4 protein-coding genes and 1 pseudogene are annotated in these 4,809 nt (G+C 61.3%); all 5 read left to right on the plus strand.

Annotation, left to right across the window (positions count from 1 at the left end):
* Positions 1-547, plus strand: a pseudogene (locus AC1DSN_RS18395) (AMP-binding protein); the annotation flags it as partial.
* The gene (locus AC1DSN_RS18400) at positions 534-1,205 is read left to right on the plus strand and encodes a TenA family transcriptional regulator (protein WP_477297875.1); all 672 of its coding nucleotides are present in this window, start codon (positions 534-536) and stop codon (positions 1,203-1,205) included. The pseudogene AC1DSN_RS18395 and the gene AC1DSN_RS18400, both read left to right, overlap by 14 nt.
* An 85-nt stretch (positions 1,206-1,290) precedes the next feature.
* The gene (locus tag AC1DSN_RS18405; protein WP_477297874.1) at positions 1,291-2,100 is read left to right on the plus strand and encodes an SDR family oxidoreductase; all 810 of its coding nucleotides are present in this window, start codon (positions 1,291-1,293) and stop codon (positions 2,098-2,100) included.
* Positions 2,097-3,176, plus strand: a complete 1,080-nt coding sequence (locus AC1DSN_RS18410) for a glycosyltransferase family 9 protein (RefSeq protein ID WP_477332106.1) — start codon at positions 2,097-2,099, stop codon at positions 3,174-3,176. The genes AC1DSN_RS18405 and AC1DSN_RS18410 overlap by 4 nt, the downstream gene beginning before the upstream one ends.
* 425 nt (positions 3,177-3,601) lie before the next feature.
* On the plus strand, positions 3,602-4,729 hold the full coding sequence (locus AC1DSN_RS18415; protein WP_477332108.1) for a glycosyltransferase family 9 protein: 1,128 nt from the start codon (positions 3,602-3,604) through the stop codon (positions 4,727-4,729).
* Positions 4,730-4,809 lie beyond the last annotated feature (80 nt).

A 4,809-nucleotide genomic window follows, 5' to 3' on the forward strand; every position in this document is an offset into this window, starting at 1 on the left:
GAGTGTGGGCATGCCCCTGCCACACGCCCGTGTCCGCATCGCCGACGATGGCGAAATAGTCGTTTCAGGAGCGCTTTTCGGAGGGTATCTGGGGATCTACGACTCTCCTCCCGAGGCGTGGCACACCGGCGACACCGGATGGATCGATACGGACGGCTTCCTCTACATACGCGGCAGGAAGAAAACGGCATTCGCCACGGCCTTCGGACGTAACGTATCGCCAGAGTGGGTAGAGAGCGAACTCGTTGCCACGCGAGCGATCCAGCAAGCTGCCGTGTTTGGCGAGGGGCGCGAGTTCAACATCGCCGTCGTCGTGACCATGCCGGGTGTCTCCCCTGATCACATTCACGCCGCCATCGATGCGGCCAACGCGCGGTTGCCGGACTACGCACGTGTGCGCGCCTGGTGCCCGGGCGACTTGCCGTTCGGGCCCGCCAACGGCATGGCGCGACCCGGTGGCGCGCTGAATCGACCAGCCATCGCGACGCGTTATTCCCTCGCCATCGAAGCCCTCTATGAGAGAGAGGATCGCCATGTCCACCCATGATCGTCTCGTACGTGAAACCGAGGCGAGTCGCCAAGTGTTTCTTTCGATTCCCATTATCCAGCGGGCGCTCCGTGGTGAGGTGTCGCCACGCGAATACATCGTCTTCCTCAGCCAGGCGTATCAGCACGTGAGGCAGACGGTTCCGCTCATGATGGGTATGGGTTACCACCTGCCCGAGCGTCTCCGCTGGATGCTGCCTGCCGTGGCGGAGTACATCGAGGAGGAGATCGGCCATGACCAGTGGATCCTCGACGATCTGCTCGCCTGCGGCGCGGATCCCGACCGCATTCGCGCCGCATCGCCCATGCGGTCGACGGAGCTGATGATCGCCTACGCCCACGATGGCGTCGCGCGCGGTAACCCCGTGTCGTTCCTCGGCATGGTGTTCGTGCTGGAGGGCGTCAGTGTCGCTCTTGCCACCCGGGCGGCCGGCGCACTGCAAGCCGCTCTCGGCCTGCCGAAATCCGCATTCCGCTATCTGGCCTCACACGGCGCCCTCGATGTCGACCATGTCGGCTTTTACGAGCAGCTCGTCGATCGACTGGATACGGACGAAGACCGGCTGGCACTGATGCACGCCGCAAATCGCTTCTACACGCTCTACGGAGACATTTTCCGTGAGATCGACGCCGCCACTTCCGAGGGTGACTACCCATGATGACATCGCGTTCGTTGACCACCATCCTGGTGTCGGCGTGCCTTGCCGCCGTCCCCGCCATGTCTTACGCCGAGGACAAATGACCATGACCCTCGACCTACGTGAAAAACGCATTCTAGTCACCGGTGCCGCTGGTGGTATCGGGCGCGAACTCGCCGAGGTGCTCGGTGCAAGAGGCGCGCGCCTGGGATTGCTAGGCCGCACGGATGCCTCCGTCGCCAGCCTCGAACACCTTGTCGCCGCAAAACAGATGGATGCGATCGTCCTTCAGGCCGATCTCACCGATGCCGCGGCACGCCGTGGGGCCGTCTCGCGCATGGTTCAGGCCTACGGTCGCGTCGATGTCCTGATCAACCTTGCCGGAGTCCTCGACTTCCGCTTCTTCGACCAGTCAGACGCGAGTGCAATCACCCGGACCATGCAGATCAACGTCGAGGCCCCGATGCAAATGGCACGCGAGATACTGCCGGCCATGCTGGGTCGGGGATCGGGCCGTATCGTCAACGTGGGCTCAACATTCGGCAGCATCGGTTACCCGGGATTTGCCGCATACTCGGCCAGCAAATTCGCCCTGCGCGGCTTCTCGCAGGCGCTGCGGCGAGAGCTGCATGGCACCGGGGTGGGCGTTACCTATGTCGCTCCCAGGGCCGTCCGCACATCCTTCAATCCCCCCGCTGTGCACCTCATGGCGGAACGAAAGCTCATGCACATGGACGAACCCGGCTGGGTGGCGTCGCACATCGTGCGTGCGATCGAGAAGGAGAAAAGCGAGGCGTATCTGGGGTTCCCGGAAAACCTGTTCGCACGACTCAACGGCGTCTTTCCATCGCTTGTCGACGGCGCGCTCAAGAAAGTCTTGCCCGATCTGGCGTATCACGCGAGGGGCGTGTCATGAGCACACCCATCGTACCTATTCGGCAGGGCATCTACCGCATTCTTATCTGCCGGCCCAACCATCGATTGGGCAATACCCTGCTCTTGACTCCGCTGATCTGCGAGCTTGAAGAACGTTACCAGGGCGCCGAGATCGATATCGTGAGTGAAGGCGATATCGCTGAGGACGTCTTCARGGGATTCTTCAGCGTAAAGCGAGTGTTTTGCCTGCCGCGACGCGGGTTCAAGCATCCGGTCGCGATGCTCCGGGCGTTATTCCGGATCAGGCGAACGCACTACGACCTGATCATCGATCCCACGCTGGGCTCCGGCTTTTCCAGAGCACTGACACGGCTTCTCCGCGGACACTTCAAACTGGGTTTCAGCGACAAGCCCACGCGAACGCTCACTCATGCCGCGCCTCCTGCCGTCGCCGGTCGCCACATGGCGCATCGGCCGATAAATCTTGTCCGGTGGGCAGCCAACTCGATAAAGACGACGTCACAGTTCTACCCCCCGCTTTCGATCCCTCTGACCCGGGACGAGCGCGCGGAAGGAGCTCGTGTTGTCGCCGCGCTAACGGCAGCCAACTCCCGCGAGAAAAAGGGACCGGTCATCGGCATCTTCGGCAACGCTACGGGTACTAAGCGTTACCCCGAAGCCTGGTGGACAGCCTTTATGGCTACGGTGCATGACGCCCTCCCCGACGCATCGATCATCGAGATCGTCCCCGCTCATGCACGGTCCATGTTGCGCGAGGCATGGCCTGGCTATTACTCATCCGATATTCGCCGCATGGCGGCGGTACTGGCCGGCCTGGACCTCTTCGTCACCGCCGATTGCGGCGTCATGCACCTCGGTTCGGCGGCCGGCGTGACGACGATAGGTCTCTTCAAGGCGACGGCGCTCGACGTCTATGTACCCTATGGCGGGTGCAACATCGGCCTCGATACCGCTGACGCCTCAGGTAGCGACACAGCCCTCCGTGTCATCGAGCGATTCGAGACCACGCGCGGCAGTCCTCCGCTCCCGAAGGCGGTATCGAGGTCACGGCGAACACCTGCGCAGCCGGCGCATGGGGTCCACATCGGAGGCTGACGAATGAAAGTCGATGAGTGCACCTCACACCCTTTGTTCGGCATGTCCCTCGGCCAACGATCCGCTCGTGACCATCGAACCAGCTTATCGCTCCTCGTCGGTAGCGAGGCAGGCGAGGACCTGGTGGCCATGGTGACGCTCGAACACGTCGGGCTTCGTCTCGAGTGGGAAGCGCTCGTGTGGCGCGGACCGATCGTGCTGACGGAAATAAGCGGGAGCTGTGCCGACGTACCCGGCGTGGTCGAAGCTCAGATCCGCAATCGCATCGCCGAGCGTCCGGCAAGACCGCGGTCGACTGGGACGGTAAAGCGGATTGCGCGGATCGACCGATAGTCCAAGCAAGTTGATTGATGTCGAGTGGGTTTCTGACAGGTGAGCGTAAGCGCCTGCAAGTAACCTCAGCGCACTTGGGTCAGGCCACTGGAATGAAAACGAAACGTTATGTCGCTCCCACTGGAATCCATGGCATACGCCGAAAGATGTTTCGATGGATTTTCAGCCGTTTTTCAACACCGGTTTCGCCATCCACCCACGCACTCCCTGTGCGAGGCATTGACCGTATCCTGATCTGCCGCACCAGCCATAGCCTGGGTAACACGTTGTTGCTCACACCTCTCCTGGCCGAGCTGGAATGTGTCTACCCGGGAGCCGAGATCGACATCGTCACGCAAAGCCCGGTAGCGCATGACCTCTATCGAAGTTTCTTTCCATTACGGAGGGTCTTCCTTCTGCCCTCGCGATTTCTTCAACATCCGCTCATCGTATGGCGCGTGGTCAAAGCCATGCGCAGGACCTCCTATGACCTGGTCATCGATACCGACCATGGTTCCAAGACGGCGCGAGCACTCCTTGCTTTGGCTCACGGACGATACAAGTTAGGGTTCTGCGGACCTGAAAAAAGCGGCCAGGTAAACCACGCAGTGGCTATTCCCGAGCATGTGCACCACGTCGCCAAGCTGCCTGTATATCTGCTACGCCAGGCCCTTAATCGTGTTGATGGGGATGGCGCGAAATATCCGCAACCGGATATCCGTCTGTCCAGAATCGAGCGCGAAGACGGAAGCAGGGCACTATCACGCATCATGGGCGGTTCGAATGCATCAAGCCGGCGGGTCATCGGCGTGTTTGCCAATGCAACGGGGGCAAAACGACTCGAGCACCCATGGTGGAAAGCAATGCTCGATCGCCTCGAAATACTCCTGCCAGGATATGCTTTCCTGGAGTTTACGCCGGTACTTGGCGCGTCGATGCTCGACCTTCGCTATCCGACCCAGTACTGCAGCGATTTACGCAAGCTTACCGCGGTGATATCCCAACTGGCTGCCTTCATCAGCGTCGACGGTGGCCTGATGCACGTCGCATGGGCGTCTGGAACGACTACGCTGGGTCTATTCACCAGCACCGATGTCGACACCTGGGGCCCATACGGAACGAACACCACGGTCATCAAGGCACGCGAACTCTCGCCTGAAACGGTCGCCGGCATCGCAGCCGCCCGGATCCGGCAAGCCTCGGCCCATGGGCCGGCGCGGCCAGCCTTGGCGCCGGTCTGATTTTGCCGTCGCCGCAAGCCCAGGAGTCGAAGCGATGAACGACCCAATCGAAGAACGCGTAGTCAACATCATTGCCAAAC

It is taken from the genome of Luteibacter sp. P4_D7_3, assembly GCF_056401735.1.

Excerpts from the sequence above, each read along its gene's own strand:
- AC1DSN_RS18400 (WP_477297875.1), top strand. The coding sequence starts at position 534 with ATGTCCACCCATGATCGTCTCGTACGTGAAACCGAGGCGAGTCGCCAA.
- AC1DSN_RS18415 (WP_477332108.1), top strand. The coding sequence starts at position 3,602 with ATGAAAACGAAACGTTATGTCGCTCCCACTGGAATCCATGGCATACGC.
- AC1DSN_RS18405 (WP_477297874.1), top strand. The coding sequence starts at position 1,291 with ATGACCCTCGACCTACGTGAAAAACGCATTCTAGTCACCGGTGCCGCT.